This is a genomic window from Hyphomicrobium sp. CS1BSMeth3 (genome assembly GCF_900117415.1).
In the GTDB taxonomy this organism is placed as follows: domain Bacteria; phylum Pseudomonadota; class Alphaproteobacteria; order Rhizobiales; family Hyphomicrobiaceae.
This window is the reverse complement of the sequence record NZ_FPEI01000006.1, coordinates 1,027,717-1,043,019: the sequence shown is the minus strand read 5'-3', so window position 1 is coordinate 1,043,019 and position 15,303 is coordinate 1,027,717. Positions and strand designations below refer to the sequence as shown.

At 65.8% G+C, this 15,303-nt stretch carries 15 protein-coding genes; 9 read left to right on the top strand and 6 right to left on the bottom strand.

Annotation, left to right across the window (positions count from 1 at the left end; all coding sequences use genetic code 11):
• Nucleotides 1–34: 34 nt before the first annotated feature.
• A complete protein-coding gene (locus CS1BSM3_RS19950) occupies nucleotides 35–1,123 on the bottom strand; it encodes an HlyD family secretion protein (protein WP_072389939.1) in 1,089 nt (362 codons plus the stop codon).
• Nucleotides 1,124–1,125: 2 nt separating this feature from the next.
• Entirely contained in the window at nucleotides 1,126–1,647 is a 522-nt protein-coding gene (locus CS1BSM3_RS19945; protein WP_174263738.1) for a MarR family winged helix-turn-helix transcriptional regulator, read from the bottom strand.
• A gap of 216 nt (nucleotides 1,648–1,863) precedes the next feature.
• On the opposite strand from CS1BSM3_RS19945, the gene CS1BSM3_RS19940 reads away from it, so the two are divergent.
• Genes CS1BSM3_RS19940 through tilS form a run of 4 tightly spaced genes read left to right on the top strand, consistent with a single transcriptional unit; the run spans nucleotide 1,864 to nucleotide 5,663 of the window.
• Nucleotides 1,864–3,048, top strand: coding sequence for an acetyl-CoA C-acyltransferase (locus CS1BSM3_RS19940; protein WP_072389933.1), 1,185 nt, complete (start codon nucleotides 1,864–1,866; stop codon nucleotides 3,046–3,048).
• Between the two features lie 11 nt (nucleotides 3,049–3,059).
• Nucleotides 3,060–3,716, top strand: coding sequence for a histidine phosphatase family protein (locus tag CS1BSM3_RS19935; protein WP_072389930.1), 657 nt, complete (start codon nucleotides 3,060–3,062; stop codon nucleotides 3,714–3,716).
• 24 nt (nucleotides 3,717–3,740) lie between these two features.
• Nucleotides 3,741–4,250 (top strand): CoxG family protein, encoded by a 510-nt coding sequence (locus CS1BSM3_RS19930; RefSeq protein ID WP_072389927.1) that lies wholly within the window; start codon nucleotides 3,741–3,743, stop codon nucleotides 4,248–4,250.
• Nucleotides 4,251–4,307: 57 nt separating this feature from the next.
• Nucleotides 4,308–5,663, top strand: a complete 1,356-nt coding sequence (gene tilS / locus CS1BSM3_RS19925) for a tRNA lysidine(34) synthetase TilS (protein ID WP_072389924.1) — start codon at nucleotides 4,308–4,310, stop codon at nucleotides 5,661–5,663.
• Between the two features lie 21 nt (nucleotides 5,664–5,684).
• On the opposite strand, the gene CS1BSM3_RS19920 is transcribed toward tilS, so the two are convergent.
• Nucleotides 5,685–5,885, bottom strand: coding sequence for a hypothetical protein (locus CS1BSM3_RS19920; RefSeq protein ID WP_072389921.1), 201 nt, complete (start codon nucleotides 5,883–5,885; stop codon nucleotides 5,685–5,687).
• Nucleotides 5,886–6,161: 276 nt separating this feature from the next.
• On the opposite strand from CS1BSM3_RS19920, the gene CS1BSM3_RS19915 reads away from it, so the two are divergent.
• On the top strand, nucleotides 6,162–6,917 hold the full coding sequence (locus CS1BSM3_RS19915) for an SDR family oxidoreductase (RefSeq protein ID WP_072389919.1): 756 nt from the start codon (nucleotides 6,162–6,164) through the stop codon (nucleotides 6,915–6,917).
• A 349-nt stretch (nucleotides 6,918–7,266) separates the two neighbouring features.
• On the opposite strand, the gene CS1BSM3_RS19910 is transcribed toward CS1BSM3_RS19915, so the two are convergent.
• From CS1BSM3_RS19910 to CS1BSM3_RS19900, 3 genes are all read right to left on the bottom strand, one after another.
• Nucleotides 7,267–8,871 (bottom strand): GMC family oxidoreductase, encoded by a 1,605-nt coding sequence (locus CS1BSM3_RS19910; RefSeq protein WP_143149295.1) that lies wholly within the window; start codon nucleotides 8,869–8,871, stop codon nucleotides 7,267–7,269.
• A 123-nt stretch (nucleotides 8,872–8,994) separates the two neighbouring features.
• Entirely contained in the window at nucleotides 8,995–9,222 is a 228-nt protein-coding gene (locus tag CS1BSM3_RS19905; RefSeq protein ID WP_072389914.1) for a hypothetical protein, read from the bottom strand.
• 117 nt (nucleotides 9,223–9,339) lie between these two features.
• Nucleotides 9,340–9,591, bottom strand: a complete 252-nt coding sequence (locus CS1BSM3_RS19900) for a DUF1127 domain-containing protein (RefSeq protein ID WP_072389911.1) — start codon at nucleotides 9,589–9,591, stop codon at nucleotides 9,340–9,342.
• A gap of 326 nt (nucleotides 9,592–9,917) precedes the next feature.
• Here CS1BSM3_RS19900 and CS1BSM3_RS19895 point away from each other — a divergent pair, with 326 nt between their 5' ends.
• The 4 genes from CS1BSM3_RS19895 (at nucleotide 9,918) to ettA (ending at nucleotide 15,283) form a co-directional block, all read left to right on the top strand.
• Nucleotides 9,918–11,693, top strand: coding sequence for an aminopeptidase P family protein (locus CS1BSM3_RS19895; RefSeq protein WP_348532911.1), 1,776 nt, complete (start codon nucleotides 9,918–9,920; stop codon nucleotides 11,691–11,693).
• A gap of 165 nt (nucleotides 11,694–11,858) precedes the next feature.
• Nucleotides 11,859–12,554, top strand: coding sequence for a TerB family tellurite resistance protein (locus tag CS1BSM3_RS28835; protein ID WP_072389905.1), 696 nt, complete (start codon nucleotides 11,859–11,861; stop codon nucleotides 12,552–12,554).
• Nucleotides 12,554–13,303: an N-acetylmuramoyl-L-alanine amidase gene (locus CS1BSM3_RS19885; protein ID WP_072389902.1), complete on the top strand. Its 750-nt coding sequence runs from the start codon at nucleotides 12,554–12,556 to the stop codon at nucleotides 13,301–13,303. The genes CS1BSM3_RS28835 and CS1BSM3_RS19885 overlap by 1 nt, the downstream gene beginning before the upstream one ends.
• 321 nt (nucleotides 13,304–13,624) lie before the next feature.
• The gene (gene ettA, locus CS1BSM3_RS19880; RefSeq protein ID WP_072389899.1) at nucleotides 13,625–15,283 is read left to right on the top strand and encodes an energy-dependent translational throttle protein EttA; all 1,659 of its coding nucleotides are present in this window, start codon (nucleotides 13,625–13,627) and stop codon (nucleotides 15,281–15,283) included.
• The last annotated feature ends 20 nt before the right edge of the window (nucleotides 15,284–15,303 follow it).

The following is a 15,303-nucleotide window of genomic DNA, read 5'->3' as shown; positions in this document are numbered from 1 at the left end:
CGGCTTCGCTTGGTGATGGGAAGTAGCGCCGCGCCTAACGCTGCTCGGCGCGCTTCTCGCGCGCGGCCTTGTCGGTCGCGGAGGCCGTACCCCAGCCGAGCACCTGGCTCAGCTTGCGCTCGCGCTCGGTATCGACGCTGACGGTGGCAGTCATGCCGGCACGCAGCGGCAGATCGGTCCCGTTCGGCTCGATGCGCACGCGCACGGGAAGCCGCTGCACGACCTTGACCCAGTTGCCCGAGGCGTTCTGCGGCGGCAGCAGCGCGAACTCGGCACCTGTCGCCGGGCTGATGCTCACGACGCGGGCCTTCCATGTGACGTCCGGGTAGATGTCCAGCACCACGGTTGCCTTCTGGCCGGGTCTGACGTGCGTCAGCTCGGTTTCCTTGAAGTTGGCCTCGACCCAGGGCTCGGCATCGCTGACGATCGCGAAGAGCGGCGTCGCGGCGCGGATCTGCTCGCCGGGCAGCAGCTTGGCATTGACCACGCGGCCGCTCACCGGCGCCTGGATGCGCGTGCGCACGAGCTCGAGGCGGGCACGGTCGCGGAGCGCGAGGCGCTCGCGAACCATCGCATGTTCCTCGGTGGGCTTGTCGGCCTGGCCGCCGAGCTGGGTCAGAATGCGCTCGATTTTCTGCTCGATCACATTCACGCGGGCATGGGCGACCGTGAGATTGCTCTCGGCCTCCTCGGCACGGAAGGCAAAGCCGACGCCGCGGTCGCTGAGCTGCTTCTGGCGGCCGTGCTGGGCCTCGAAGAAGGCGATCCTGCTCTTGGCCTCGGAGAGCTCCATCTGGGCTTCGGCGTACTCGGCCCGGAAGCCGGCGACGCGCGAGCGCATCTGATCGAGCTCGGCCTCGGCCTTGGCGAGGGCGATGGCATACGGCTCGGGATCGACCGTCAGCAGAACATCGCCGGCTTTGACCTGCTGGTGCTCGCGCACACGCACCTCGATGATGCGCCCCGGCACCTCCGACGAGACCTGAACGATGTCGGCCTTGACGTAGGCGTTCTCGGTCGAGACGTAGCGGCCGCTCCACAGCCACCATATGCCAGCGCCGGCAACCAGGAGAAATGGGACCACCACCAGCAAAATGGGGCGCGTCCAGCGCTTGGTTGTCATGGTCATCCCGCTCGTGCTGACGCCCCGACCCCGTCGTCGTCGGCGTCTTCGATACCATCAATCTCTGAAAAATCCGCTCGCGGGTCGGAGGCCGCGAGCTTCGTAAGTTGCGTCTTCACCTTGCTCATGAGGGCAACGAGGCGCTCCTGCTCAGGCGGCGTCAGGCCCGCCAATGCATCGCGCACGGTTGCATCTGCGAGCGGCGCGATCGCCGCGTGAACCCGGGTTCCGAGCTCGGTGAGATAGATCCTGTTAACCCGCCGGTCACTGGGCTCGGCGCGACGCTCGACCCAGCCCTTTTCCTCGAGCCGGTCGACGATGCGGCCGGCGGGCGCCTTCTCGATTTCCATCATATCGGCAAGCTCGGACTGGCTCACGCCAGGGCGCCGGTTGATGCGGGTGAGCGCCAGCCACTGGGCGCGCGTCAGGCCGAGGTCGCGCACACGCCGCGCGAACACCGTACGGAGCAAACGCGCCGTATCCGCAGTTAGCCAGCCGAATTGCAGGTGGTCCCTATCGGCCACTGGCGTCGCCTCCCCAGGCAAATAGTAATTGCGGTTATTATCACCCGGGTCACAATCGTCAAGGCAACGAAGCGGCATATGAGCAATGCAAGGCTTGCTCGCTGCCCGAGCGGGGTGCCGACCTCCAATTCGAGGCCCGGCGCGAGGCTTCGCGAGCTGCCAAAAGCCCAAGGGATGGTTTACACTCGGGCCAAACCACACCTAGAGGAGACGCCAATGGCCGACGCCGTCATCGTTTCGACCGCCCGCACGCCGATCGGGCGCGCCTACCGCGGCGCTTTCAACAACCTCCATGGCGCGAGCCTCGGCGGCCACGTCGTCGCGGAGGCCGTGAAGCGTGCCGGTGTGGCGCCGGAGGAGATCGACGACGTTCTCATGGGCTCGGCGCTGCCCGAGGGCGCAACCGGCGGCAATATCGCCCGCCAGATCGCGATCCGGGCCGGCCTTCCGGTCACGACGGCAGGCGCCACCGTCAATCGCTTCTGCTCGTCCGGCCTGCAGACCATTGCCATGGCCTCCCAGCGCGTGCGCTCCGACGATGGCGGGATCTACGTTGCCGGCGGGCTCGACTCGATCAGCCTCGTGCAGAACGAGAATGCCAACAAGTTCCGCACCCGCGATGAATGGATCGTCGAGCACAAGCCCGAGCTCTACTGGTCGATGATCCAGACGGCCGACAACGTCGCGAAGCGCTACGGCATCAGCCGTGAGACGCAGGACGAGTACGCGCTCGAAAGCCAGCGGCGCACGGCTGCCGCCCAGCAGGCCGGCAAGTTCAATGACGAGATCGTGCCCCTGCCGGCCGAGAAGATCCTGTACGACAAGGAGGGCAAGGCCGTCGGCAAGGAGATGGTCACGCTGACGCGTGACGAGGGCAACCGCCCCGACACGAACATGGAAGGCCTCGCCAAGCTGAAGCCCGTCATGGGCGAAGGCAACTTCATCACCGCCGGCAACGCGAGCCAGCTCTCGGACGGCGCTTCCGCGACCGTCATCATGAGCGACAAGGAAGCCCAGAAGCGCGGCCTGAAGCCGCTCGGCATTTACCGCGGCTTCGAGGTCGTCGGCTGCGAGCCCGACGAGATGGGCATCGGCCCCGTATTCGCGGTGCCGAAGCTCCTCAAGAAGCACGGCCTCAAGGTCGAGGACATCGGCATCTGGGAGCTCAACGAGGCGTTCGCCGTGCAGGTCGTGTACTGCCGCGACAAGCTCGGCATTCCCTGGGAGCGGCTCAATGTCGACGGCGGCGCAGTGTCGATCGGGCATCCCTATGGCATGAGCGGCGCACGGCTGACGGGACACGCCCTCATCGAGGGCAAGCGCCGCGGCGAGAAGTATGCCGTCGTGACCATGTGCATCGGCGGCGGCCAGGGTGCGGCCGGCCTCTTCGAAATCGTCTGAGGCAGGTGACGATGGCGGCATCCGGCTCTCTCACCACGCCCGGCTACCTGCATCGTGGCCTCGACGAGCTCTTCCGCATGGCGCGCGAAGAGCCGCTGACGCCGCGGTGCACGCGCTTTCTCTTCGTGCGGCATGGCGAGACAGACGGCAATCACGCGCGCATTTTCCAGAAGGCCGATCAGCCTCTGAATGCGCGCGGACTTGCCCAGGCGGAAGCTGCATCGGAGGCGCTGAAGGGCGAGCGCATCGAGCGCATTGTCTCGAGCACGATGCCGCGCGCCTGGGTGACGGCGGAGATCCTCGGGCGCCCCCACAGTCTCACGCCCGAGCCCGAGGAAGGCCTCCGCGAGCGCTGGTTCGGCGATCTCGTCGGCAAGTCCTCGGCCGATCACGACTGGCGCGATGCGCCGCCCAATGGCGAGGCACTCGACTTCTTCGTTCGCCGCGCGCGTCAGGGCATCGAGCGCGCCCTTAGCCTTGCCGACACCAAGCATTCGACGCTGGTCGCGCACGGCGGTATCCTGTATGTGCTCGGCCCGACACTCGGCATTGACCTCGAGACCCATCACCTCGCTAATGCCACGCCGCTGCTTTTCGAGCGCAACGGCACCAGATGGCGCGCGCGGCGGCTCGCCGATATCGGCGCGGATAGCGACAATGTCTCATAAGAAGAGAAGAAGGGCACGCAAGCCATGGACATCACCGGCGAGTACACGATCAATGCGCCCCGCGAGGTGGTCTGGCACGCGCTCAACGATCCCGAGGTGTTGAAGCGCACCATTCCGGGCTGCAAGGAGCTCGAGCAGCGTTCGCCCACCGATCTTGCCGCGAAGGTGTCGCTGAAGATCGGTCCCATCTCGGCGACCTTCAACGGCAATGTGACGCTCGAGAACCTCGATCCGCCCTCCTCCTACGACATCGTCGGCCAGGGACAGGGCGGTGCGGCCGGCTTTGCCAAGGGTCGTGCCCGCGTCGAGCTCACCGAGATCGATGAGCACACGACCAAGCTCTCCTATAACGCCAAGGCGGAAGTCGGGGGGAAGCTCGCGACGCTCGGCGGTCGCCTCATACAGGCGACGTCCAACAAGCTCGCCGGCGAGTTCTTCGGCAATTTCGTCAAAGAGCTGAACGGCGAGAGCAACGAAACCGCGGCGCCCGAGGAGAAGAAGAGCCGCTGGACGAAGTGGCTGCGACGCGGCTGAGTTCCAATCGCGCCGGGCCTTTGCCTATTCCGCGCACCGCACGGTGCGGAGTGAGACATGGATCCGGACGCACCCATCACCGACGATGAAATTCGTGCGCGCTTCGAGCCGTTGCTCGGGGCGCCGATCGCGCTTGCCGTGTCCGGCGGCGCAGACAGCATGGCGCTCATGCACGTGGCTGCGCGGGCGCTCGAACTCGTGCCGCCGTTGGTGCCCGCTCAGCACGTCAATCGTCCGCGCCTCATCGTGCTGACGGTCGACCACGGCCTGCGGGCCGGCTCAGCCGAGGACGCAGCGTGGGTTGTAGCTCAGGCCGTAGCCGCAGGTCTGCGCGGCTGGCTGCTCAGATGGACGGGCGAGAAACCAACGCACGGCATTCAGGCTGCAGCTCGCGCCGCCCGCTACCACCTTATGCACGAAGCCCTCAGCGAGGAGGCGCTTCCCTATGGCGCGGCGGTCCGCCCGCTCCTGACGGCTCACCACATGGAGGACCAGGCCGAGACCTTTCTCATGCGGCTTGCGCGCGGGAGCGGCATCGACGGGCTCAGCGCCATGCGTGCCGATGAGACCCTGCCGTCGTCGGCACCGGCAGGCACGGCACTGCATCTCCATCGCCCCCTTCTAGATCTGCCGAAGTCGCGGCTCGTCGCGACGCTCAGAGAAGCGGGCCTCTCATGGCGCGAGGACCCGAGCAATGCGCGCGACGACTTCGAGCGCGTTCGTATCCGCAAGGCGCTCGCGAGCCTCGCGGAACTCGGCGTGACGAGCGCCGCGATCGCGCGCAGCGCATCGCGTCTCTCGCGGGCGCGTGAGGCCGCACAGCATCTAGCGGCCGAAGCCGGCGACCGCGCCATAGATTGGCACGACGGGCAGTTCGGCTCGATTGCCATGGACGTTCTGAAGAATACACCTGATGAGATGGCCATCCGGCTGCTGGCGCGCCTCATCTCAGCCTTTGGCGGCCATGCGCCGGCGCCGCGGCTTTCGGAGATCGAAGCGCTCGCCGCACGCGTGCGGGCGACATCCGAGCGCATTTGGCCGGCGCGCGCGGCAACACTCGGCGGCTGCCGGCTCGATTGGCGGCCGGCCGGCGAGCTGCGTGTATGGCGGGAGGCAGGGCGGGCTGAGCTGCCGCGTCTCAGGCTCGAGCCGGGCTCGACGGGCGTCTGGGACGGCCGCTTCAGGATCAGCGCGGCTCAGGATGTGGGGGGGACGATCGACGTCCGGGCGCTCGGCCCAGCGCGATGGCGGGCTCTGAAAAACGAGCATCCAGAGCTGGGGAAATTACGCCTACCACCAGGGGCGGCGGCGACTTTGGCGGCCTGCATCCAGGGAGAGGCAATTCTCGCGGTTGCGGGGCTGACTGTGCCCCGCTCACCGCGCATCACTATCGACTTCGTCCGCTCGGACTAGGCGCTGCCGCCCGTCCAGGGATTACTCGTAGTGCTTCTCGAAGGCCTTCGCGGCGGCCACGCTGTGCTCGACACCGCTCATGCGCAGACGCTCGTACTCACGCCAGGCAGCGAGGCCGGCATCGAGGGCCGACATGTACTCCTTGAAGCGCGCGAAGAGGCTCGGCTTCTTTGCCTCGCTCGGCGTGAAATCAAGGGCGGAATCATAGGCCTTGGTGCTCATGATCTGTTCCTTTGCTCATCTCGGCATCGCGCCTGTTGCCGGTGCGTATGCTCTGGTATGCCATATACCGCAGATGGTGCGTCGCAACAATCATGGTGCGTCGCAAAACCGCTATGCATAATGCGCATGGCGAATTCATGAGCCCGTCGCAGGCCTGCCTCAACCGCGCCGAAAGCCGCCCCGAGCGCCCTTGATCGCGCCTGCGCTTTCATGATCGGATGTGCGCCACTGAACGCCCCTCGGGGCCCTCAAAACAATCAGGAGAGGAACGCCGGCATGGCAACGAACAAGGTCGCGATCATCACCGGCGGCGGCACCGGCATCGGCCGTGCGGCCGCGCTTCATCTCCAAGCAGACGGCTGGGACGTGGCCGTGGTTGGCCGCCGCAAGGCTGAGCTGGAAGGGACCGTGGCGCTGGCCAAGGCCGGCGGCCGGCGCATCCTCGCCATCCCTGCGGACGTGACCAAGCAGGCCGAGGTGAAGCGCGTGTTCGCCGAGACCGTGAAGACCTTCGGGCGGCTCGATTTCCTCTTCAACAATGCCGGCAAGGGCCTGCCTGCCGGACCGATGGAGGACATCAAGCTCGAGGACTGGCAGAGCGTGGTCGATCTCAATCTCACGGCCTGCTTCATGTGCGCACAGGAAGCCATTCGCCAGTTCAAGGCGCAGTCGCCCCAGGGCGGGCGTATCGTCAACAACGGCTCGATCTCGGCACATACGCCGCGGCCGATGTCGGTCGCCTATACCTCGACGAAGCACGCCATCACGGGCCTCACTAAGTGCATCGCCCTCGACGGGCGGCCCTTCAACATCGCTTGCGGCCAGCTCGATATCGGTAATGCCGACACAGCCATGGGCGGGCGCATGAAGGCTGGCGTGCCGCAGCCCCGCGGCGACATCATGCCGGAGCCGGTCATGGATGTGGACCATTGCGGCTCGGCGATCCGCTACATGGCGAGCCTGCCGCTCGACACGAACGTGTTCACGATGACCATCAAAGCGACGGCCATGCCGTTCGAAGGGCGGGGTTGAGGTACTCGCGCTTTTGCTTAGTGCCGCGGGCTGCTGGGAAGGGGTGCTTCGCAACCTTACCGTGGTGCTATGCCCGCGGCGGCCAGAGCGACAGCGCGGTGTATGACGCGCCCACGCTTCTCCCTCTTCCCATTGTCTTGAATGGGGAGAGGGGCGAGGTGAGGGGCAGCGGCATACGTCGACGTCGCGCAAATTCCTGCCCCTCATCCTAACCTTCTCCCCGTGAAGAACGGGGAGAAGGGATCTGTCGTGCCTGCGGCTCGCTCCAAATCCATAAAAGACGGGGGCTCCGGGGGTGTCCCCCGGTGGAGCGCGAGGCTAGCCTCGCTCGCGTCGAAGACGCGAAGTCTCACGCCGCGCGCGCATCCTCGCGGATCATGGCGGCGCCCTTCTCGGCAATCATGATCGTCGGCGCGTTCGTGTTGCCGGTCGTCACGATCGGCATGATCGAGGCATCGATCACGCGCAAGCCCGAGAGCCCACGCACACGCAGGCGCGAGTCAACCACGGCTTGCGGATCCTCGCCCATGCGGCAGGTGCCGACGGGGTGATAGAGCGTGCCGCCGACCTTGCGCGCGAAGGCGGCCAGATCGGCATCGGTGACGGTGCCCTTGCCGGGCACGGTCTCGCTTTCCACGTATGGCGCGAAAGACGGCGCGGCAAAAATCCTCCGCGCGTGCTTGAGACCCGCGACAGACACGGCGAGATCGTTCTCGACGGCGAGATAGTTCGGCCGGATGGCGGGGCGCGCGAGCGGATCGGGCGAGGTTGCCATGATCGTGCCGCGGCTTTCCGGCCGCGCGACCGAGACGGCAATGGTCATCCCTGGCTTCTTCTCGAGCGTTCCGAACTTCTGCTCGTCGTAGCTCGCCGGCGAGAAAAGGAGTTGTATGTCGGGGCTCGCGAGGCCTTCGCGGCTCCGGCAGAAAACCTGCGCGCTCGATACGCCGAACGTGAGCGCGCCGCGTCCCGTCGTCACCCAGCGCAGAACCTCCCGCGCAAGCGGAATGCCGCGTGCGAGCTTATTGATGGAAACGGTGTCGCGGACGCGCGCGGATGCGCGTACGGCATAGTGGTCCGAGAGATTGGCGCCGACACCGGGAAGATCGTGGCGCACGTCGACGCCGATCGACTTGAGATGCGCGGCAGGTCCGATCCCGGAGACCTGCAGCAGATGCGGCGAATTGATCGTACCGCCGGAGACGATCACCTCGCGACGCGCACGCACGGTGCGGTCGGTGTTTCCCTGCCGGAATGTAACACCGACACAGCGGCGCCCGTCCAGGATGAGCCCTGTCGCTTGCGCGTTCGTCTCGATCTTGAGGCTCGGGCGGCCGCGCGCCTCGGCGAGAAAGGTCTGCGCCGTCGAGCCCCGAAAGCGGCCGTTGCGCGACATCTGCGAGTAGCCTACGCCTTCCATCTGCGCGCCGCTCAAGTCGGGCGTGAAAGGAAAGCCCGCCTCCTGCGCGGCCTTCACGAAGAGATGCGTCAGCGGCAGGATCGTGCGGTAGTCCTCGATGAGCAGCGGACCGCTCTTGCCACGATGGGCGCTGTCGCCCGGTGCGTAGCGTTCGATGCTCTTGAAGTAAGGGAGCACGTCCTCATAGGACCAGCCGCGGCAGCCCGCCTGCGCCCAGCCGTCGTAGTCGGCCGTGTTGCCGCGCACGAACAGCATGCCATTGATCGAGCTCGAGCCACCGAGCACGCGGCCGCGCGGCCAGTGGATGGACCGGTTGCCCGTCGCGGGCTCCGGCTCGCTCTTGTACATCCAGTTGACGCGCGGGTTGTAGAGGAGATTCAGAACGCCGGCCGGAATGTGGATCATCGGATGCCAGTCGCGCGGACCGGCCTCGAGAAGCACGACGCGGGAGCCATCTGCACTTAGGCGATTGGCGAGCACGCACCCCGCCGAGCCAGCACCGACGATGACATAGTCGGCTTCATCTTCGGCCATCGCCGCTTCCTCCCGGTCCATGCGTTCTTGACGGGGCGGAGTATGCAGCGGTGATGGGTGGCGGAAAAGCTGCCCGTTGACGCGCCTGGGCGTCGCGGTCGCGTCTACGGCGCGCGCATGGGCCTAGCCGACGAGAAGCGTCGGACGCTCGCCATTGCGCAGGCGATGGACACGCCAGATATCCTCGCCCGAAGCGCCGATATCGCGCAGCAGGAAATCATCGAGCTCGCGGAGTACGCTGACGCGCTCGCCTCCGAAAAAGCGGCGCAGGACAGCCAGAGGGTTCGAGCGGGCAGTCGTCGTATGCGCGTCCGACGGTGCGAACGCGGCATTGTGTCCTGGGGTTTTCATGATCGTTCTCTGTGGAAATGCCCGGCGATCTCGGATCGAGCCGGAAATGACAGGCGGCCGGCAGCATGAGGTGCCGGCCGCTGAGTTCGTTACGCTAGATGCCGCCCTGACGTGGGCTCAGCTCCAGTACACGGCCTGGACGTAGTGCTTCTCGCGAAGCTTCTCGATGTCCCCGCCCGTGAAGCCGAGGTCCTTGAGGCGGTCGTCGCTGAGGCGTGCGAGGTACGGCTTGACCTCTGCTTCGGCGCGCGCGATCCGAGCTTCGATGAGCCTCTGGAAGAAGCGGGCGAAGAAACCGGGCTTCGCGGCAGTGGTTTCGGTGGAGATGTCTTCGGCGGCGAAGCCGACCGGCGTGGTTGTCGTGGCCATGATTGCTCTCATCTCTGTTTAGTTTTGCGCGTACGCACGAATTTTGTTTTGTTTGCAGGGCCTTGGGCCTCTGGTGGGCCCGTTGTGCACTGCGATATGCTGAATGTAATGAGTCCTTCGCATATGCGGTAGTCTCCGCATCCAGGCTCAGCTATGCGGAATACGCATGGATTTAAAATAGCGCTTACAATGAGTTATATTTCTAACACAATTGATGCGACGCACAATAAAGAGGCGCATTGCACGGCGATCAGTCGCCGTCTACTAAGGTGATCATGTTCCAGGACTTTTCCTCGTCCGCGGACCCGGCATTGGGGGCAGACCGGGTGGCGCGGCTCCGTGCGCGGCTCGCGGCGCTGGGCGTCGATGCCGTGCTCGTCCCGCGTTCCGACGAGCACATGGGCGAGTACGTGCCTCCCTCGGCCGAGCGTCTCGCATGGCTGACGGGCTTTACGGGATCGGCCGGTCTCGCGGTCATTGCCGCCAAGAAGGCCGCGCTCTTCGTCGATGGGCGCTATACCCTCCAGGCCGCCGATCAGGTGGACACGTCCATCTTCGACATCGTGCAGATCCCCGAGACCGAGCCGCGCCAATGGCTGGCGGAGAACCTGCCGAAAGGGGCCCGGATCGGCTTCGACCCCTGGCTGCACACGCGGGCCGCCATAGCCCGTTTTGAGGAAGGCCTCGCCAAGGCCGGCCTCGTGCTCAAGCCGCTGGCGCGCAATCCTGTGAACCTTGTCTGGGGTGCCGAGCGGCCCGCGCCTCCCCAAGGGGCGCTCTCGATCCAGCCTCTCGAATGGGCGGGCGTTAGCGCCGCCGACAAGATCAAGGCACTGCAGAGGCTGCTCAAGGGGGCGAGCGAGGACGCCGTCGTCCTGACGCTGCCGGACTCGATCGCCTGGCTCTTCAATATCCGCGGATCGGATGTGAAGCACAATCCGACGCCGCTGGCCTTTGCCGTCGTGCCGGTCACCGGCAAGCCTGAGCTGTTCATCGACAAGGCCAAGATCGGCCCGGAGGTCAGGAAGCACCTGAGCGCCGTCACGCACGTTCGCGCGCCCGAAGCGCTTGCTGATCGGCTGACGTCGCTCCGTCATGAAAAGAAGCGGGTGCGCCTCGATACGACCACCGCCAATATGTGGATATGGCAGCGGCTCGGCGGCGCGCGGGGCCGTATCAGCGATGCGTCGGACCCGTGCATCCTGCCCAAGGCGCGCAAGAACGAGGCCGAGATCCGCGGTATGCGCATCGCGCATGAGCGCGACGGCATTGCGGTCACGCGTTTCCTCGCCTGGATTGATCGCGAGGCGCCGAAGGGCGGCGTCGACGAGATCACGGCCGTGCGCACGCTCGAAGCTATGCGGGCGGAAACGCAGGCGCTGAAGGAAATCAGTTTCGATACGATCTCCGGCTCGGGGCCCAATGGCGCGATCGTGCACTATCGCGTGACAGAGGCGACGAACCGCCAACTTCGCTCAGGCGAGCTCTTCCTGGTGGACTCCGGCGGCCAGTATATCGACGGCACAACCGACATCACACGCACCGTCGTGATCGGCGCGCCCACAGCGGAGATGCGCGATCGCTTCACGCGCGTGCTCAAGGGGCACATTGCGATCTCGGAGCTGCGCTTTCCTGCGGGCACGACCGGCGCTCATATCGACGTGCTGGCGCGGCACGCGCTGTGGCAAGCGGGCTTCGACTTCGACCACGGCACGGGCCATGGTGTCGGCAGCTATCTCTCGGTGCACGAGGGGCCGCAGTCGATCTCGAAGCGCGGGCACGTCGTGCTCGAGCCGGGCATGATCCTTTCGAACGAGCCCGGCTACTACAAGACCGGCGCGTACGGCATCCGCATAGAGAACCTGCTGCTCATCTATCCGCCTGCCGCCCTTCCCGGCGGTGAACGCGAGATGCTCGGCTTCGAGACACTGACGCTCGTGCCGATCGATCGCCGCCTCATCGATCCAGCCCTCCTCAGCGCGGGCGAGCTTGCCTGGATCAATGCCTATCATGCGCATGTCGCGGCCGTGGTCGGCCCCCATCTCAATGACGCGGACCGCACGTGGCTCGCACAGGCGACGGCGCCGATCGCGCTTTCTTGAAGTCATAAAGGGCGGGGGCCCGTCCTTGGGTATTGAGGGTGTCCCGGATGGGGCGCTGCAAGCGCGACACCTAAATCACGCGTCATCACATTCCGCTTGGCAAGTCGTCATAGAGGCAAACCGCCGCTTCTTTGTGCCCGGAACTCCCACTATCATGCGCGCCCCATGACCATCTGGCAGCGATTTCCGAATGTGGCGGCAGGGCTGGCGAAAGCCGGCTCGGTTATTTCCTATCTGCGCAGTCTCACGCGCGGGGGCCGGCGCGCCGATCCTCGTCATAATATCGCGTTCACGATCGGCCTCATCGCGCTCTCGGCCAAGATGGCCAAGTCCGATGGTGTCGTGACATGTGACGAGGTCGAGGCCTTTTCCCGCCTCATGCATGTCCCGGCTGAAGAAACGGGCCACGTCCGGCAGGTGTTCGACCTCGCCAAGCAGGATGTCGCCGGCTACGACGCCTATGCGCGCCAGATCGCCGAGTTGCTCGCCGGGGACCGCGCCATGCTCCTGCAGGTGCTTGAAGGTCTTTTCGTGGTGGCCGCGGCCGACGGCGTACTGCACGAGCGCGAGGAGAGCTATCTGCGCTCGGTTGCGGAGATCTTTGACATTTCGCCGAGTGACTTTCGCTATGTCCGAGCGCTCTTCGTGCGCGATGCAGGCAACCCGTACGAGATCCTCGGGCTCTCACCCTCGGCAAGCGACAGCGAGGTCAAGTCACGTCACCGCAAGCTCGCGGTGCAGTACCACCCGGACCGCCTGTCGGGCCTCGGCGAGGGCACAGAGCTCGTCGCCGCCGCGAACCGCAAGCTCGCCGCGATCAACGCCGCCTTCGACACACTGCGCAAGGAGCGCGGCTTCTGATGGACCGCGCTTGCTCGCCGCTGGTCCAGGCGCTGCATCCATCGCCGAACTTCGAGCCGCGCCGTGGCAAGCCCCGCGCCGACATGCTCGTCCTGCACTACACAGGGATGATGAGCGCGGCGCGCGCCATTGCCTGGCTCGCAGAACCCGTGTCGCGCGTGTCGTGCCACTACGTGATCGACGAAGCGGGATGCATCACGCAGATGGTGGCGGAAAGTCAGCGTGCGTGGCACGCAGGCGTCGGCTCATGGGCCGGCGAGACGGACATCAACTCGGCGTCGATCGGCATCGAGATCCAGAACCCAGGCCACGATCTCGGCTATCCCGAATTCGGCGAGACGCAGATGGCGGCCGTCATTGCCCTCTCACAGGACATCGTCGCGCGGAACGGCATTCCTGCGACGCGCGTGCTCGCGCACTCGGATGTGTCGCCCGGACGCAAGATCGACCCCGGCGAGAAGTTCGACTGGGCCAGGCTCCATGCCGCCAGCGTCGGGCATTGGGTTGCGCCGACACCCGTCGATGTGTCCGAGTTCGGCTTCGGCGCTGGGGACTGCGCCCCCCTCATCGGGCAGACCACGGCACTTCTCGCGCAATACGGCTACGGCATTGCGCCCTCCGAGACGCTCGATGCCAAGGGCGCCACCGTCGTGCGCTCCTTCCAGCTCCATTTCCGTCCTGAGCGCCCTGACGGCCGCGTCGACCGCTCGACGCTTGCGACACTCGAAGCCTTGCTGGCTGCGGTATAGCTGGCGCCTGCAGTGCGGCGTACTTCCCCTTCTCCCCGTTCTTCACGGGGAGAAGGTCGGGATGAGGGGCGGGAACTTGCGCGGCGTTAGCGGTTGCCGCCGCCCCTCACCCTAACCCTCTCCCCGTAAGGACGGGGAGAGGGGATGAGAGGCGCTCGCGGCTCGCTCCAAATCTCAAAAAGACGGGGGTTCGGGGGTGTCCCCCGGGCGGAGCGCGAGGCGGCAGCCTCGTTCGCGCCAAAGGCGCGATTTGCGGGCCGAAGCCGCATCGGCTAAAAGGCGCCCAATCCCCAAATTCTCCGCGACGAGGATCCGCCGCCGATGGCCAACCCGCAATTCGTCTATCACATGCACCGCCTCTCGAAGACCTATCCGGGTGGCAAGCAGGTGCTGAAGGACATCAACCTCTCGTTCTACCCGGGCGCCAAGATCGGCGTCGTCGGCCTCAACGGCGCGGGCAAGTCCACGCTGCTCAAGATCATGGCCGGCCAGCTCGAGGATTTCACCGGCGAGGCCTGGGCCGCCGAGGGCATCAGCGTCGGCTATCTCCCCCAGGAGCCGGAGCTCGATGCCGAGAAGGACGTGCTCGGCAATGCCATGGAGGGCGTCGCCGAGAAGAAGGCGATCCTTGATCGCTTCAACGAGATCGCGGCGAACTACTCCGAGGAAACCGCCGACGAGATGACGGCGCTCCAGGATCAGATCGACGCGCAGAACCTCTGGGACCTCGACGCCCAGGTCGAGCAGGCGCTGGATGCGCTGCGCTGCCCGCCCGGTGATGCCGATGTCACGAAGCTCTCGGGCGGTGAGAAGCGCCGCGTCGCGCTCACGCGCCTGCTGCTGTCGAAGCCGGACATCCTGCTGCTCGACGAGCCGACGAACCATCTCGATGCCGAAAGCGTCGCGTGGCTCGAGCGCTTTCTCAAGGAGTATGCCGGCTGCGTGATCCTCGTCACGCACGACCGCTACTTCCTCGACAACATCACGGAGTGGACGCTCGAGCTCGATCGCGGTCAGGGCGTGCCGTACAAGGGCAACTACTCGAGCTGGCTCGAGCAGAAGGCGAAGCGCCTCGAGGTCGAGAAGGGGCAGGAGGAAGGCCGCCAGCGCGCGCTCAAGCGCGAGCTGGAGTGGATCCAGGCCTCGCCCAAGGCGCGTCAGGCCAAGTCCAAGGCGCGCATCCAGGCTTATGACAAGCTTGCCGAAGAGGCCGGGCGCGAGGATGTCGGCCGCGCCACCATCTCGATCGCGCAAGGCCCGCGCCTTGGCGACATGGTCGTCGAGGCCGATGGGCTCGGCAAGGGCTTCGGCGATCGCCTGCTGATCGACAACCTCTCCTTCAAGCTGCCGCCGGGCGGCATCGTCGGCGTGATTGGCCCGAACGGCGCTGGTAAGACCACACTCTTCAAAATGCTCGTCGATCAGGAGAAGCCGGACAAGGGCAGCATCAAGGTCGGCGACACGGTCAAGATCTCCTACGTCGATCAGTCGCGCGCGCACCTCGACGACAAGAAGACCGTCTGGGAGGAGATCTCCGGCGGCCTCGACCAGATCAGCCTCGGCGGCAAGCGTGAAGTGAACTCACGTGCCTACTGCGGCTGGTTCAACTTCAAGGGTGCGGATCAGCAGAAGAAGGTCGGCCTGCTCTCGGGCGGTGAGCGTAATCGCGTGCACCTTGCGAAGCTGCTCAAGGAAGGCGGCAACCTGCTGCTGCTCGACGAGCCGACGAACGACCTCGATACCGAGACGCTCTCGGCGCTCGAAGCCGCACTCGAAGACTTCGCCGGCTGCGCCGTGATCATCTCGCACGATCGCTTCTTCCTCGATCGTATCGCGACGCACATCCTCGCCTTCGAGGGCGACAGCCACGTCGAGTGGTTCGAGGGGAACTTCGCGGACTACGAGGAGGACAAGAAGCGCCGCCTCGGCGATGCCGCCGTCGAGCCCCACCGCATCAAGTTCAAGCGGTTTGAGAGGTAATGAAACGTCGGATCGGACGC

Coding starts and splice junctions, on each gene's coding strand:
- CS1BSM3_RS19950 (WP_072389939.1), bottom strand. CDS start 1,123: ATGACAACCAAGCGCTGGACGCGCCCCATTTTGCTGGTGGTGGTCCCA.
- CS1BSM3_RS19940 (WP_072389933.1), top strand. CDS start 1,864: ATGGCCGACGCCGTCATCGTTTCGACCGCCCGCACGCCGATCGGGCGC.
- CS1BSM3_RS19935 (WP_072389930.1), top strand. CDS start 3,060: ATGGCGGCATCCGGCTCTCTCACCACGCCCGGCTACCTGCATCGTGGC.
- CS1BSM3_RS19930 (WP_072389927.1), top strand. CDS start 3,741: ATGGACATCACCGGCGAGTACACGATCAATGCGCCCCGCGAGGTGGTC.
- tilS (WP_072389924.1), top strand. CDS start 4,308: ATGGATCCGGACGCACCCATCACCGACGATGAAATTCGTGCGCGCTTC.
- CS1BSM3_RS19920 (WP_072389921.1), bottom strand. CDS start 5,885: ATGAGCACCAAGGCCTATGATTCCGCCCTTGATTTCACGCCGAGCGAG.
- CS1BSM3_RS19915 (WP_072389919.1), top strand. CDS start 6,162: ATGGCAACGAACAAGGTCGCGATCATCACCGGCGGCGGCACCGGCATC.
- CS1BSM3_RS19910 (WP_143149295.1), bottom strand. CDS start 8,871: ATGGCCGAAGATGAAGCCGACTATGTCATCGTCGGTGCTGGCTCGGCG.
- CS1BSM3_RS19905 (WP_072389914.1), bottom strand. CDS start 9,222: ATGAAAACCCCAGGACACAATGCCGCGTTCGCACCGTCGGACGCGCAT.
- CS1BSM3_RS19900 (WP_072389911.1), bottom strand. CDS start 9,591: ATGGCCACGACAACCACGCCGGTCGGCTTCGCCGCCGAAGACATCTCC.
- CS1BSM3_RS28835 (WP_072389905.1), top strand. CDS start 11,859: ATGACCATCTGGCAGCGATTTCCGAATGTGGCGGCAGGGCTGGCGAAA.
- CS1BSM3_RS19885 (WP_072389902.1), top strand. CDS start 12,554: ATGGACCGCGCTTGCTCGCCGCTGGTCCAGGCGCTGCATCCATCGCCG.
- ettA (WP_072389899.1), top strand. CDS start 13,625: ATGGCCAACCCGCAATTCGTCTATCACATGCACCGCCTCTCGAAGACC.